The following is a 556-nucleotide window of genomic DNA, read 5'->3' as shown; positions in this document are numbered from 1 at the left end:
GGAGCACTCAGGTGATAGAGACTCGAAATACCATCATAGATACTCTTGAAATTGGTATCCATCACCTTGTGTTTCTCATCGGCTTCATTTAGCTTCTTGACCGCATCATCCAAAGTTTCTTCTGCTAAAACTGCCGTTGCAGAGGTTTCGCCAACAAGATTCTGAAAATCCGTGATCGTCTTGGAAAACTCAGAACCTAGAAATTCTAAGCCATTCTTTAAGCCAACAATCACGGGGTTATGAACATTATTGATTTCATTCGTAATCGATTTCCCAACTTCTCCATGCATGGAATTACTGGTGATGATGGCATTCATCCCATTTTTAGCAGTATCCAACTGACTCTGAGCAGTTGCGACCATCTTCATATAGGCCTCTTGGGCTTTCTGAAGTTCCGCAATATCGACATAAAATCCCATTAGCCTTCCTCCGTGTTTAAATACGGCTCATAATACCGAACAAAATCCTCACTGCGCATAAAGGCAGTCGAGACTTGTTGCTGGGAGAGCTGAGTCGCACGTAAAACATCCTCTGTAAACTGACTTTCCCAGTCGTC

General features: G+C 43.0%; 1 protein-coding gene. It reads right to left on the bottom strand.

What is annotated here, in order from left to right:
• A partial coding sequence (locus NMM25_RS10535) for a T7SS effector LXG polymorphic toxin (RefSeq protein WP_254736835.1) occupies window positions 1–419 on the bottom strand: 419 nt, incomplete at its 3' end.
• Between the last annotated feature and the right edge of the window lie 137 nt (window positions 420–556).

Origin of the sequence: Streptococcus sp. CF10-1 (assembly GCF_024295825.1) — a bacterium.
GTDB lineage: Bacteria > Bacillota > Bacilli > Lactobacillales > Streptococcaceae > Streptococcus.
The sequence above is the reverse complement of the archived record's forward strand: the minus strand, read 5'-3'. Positions and strand labels throughout refer to the sequence as shown.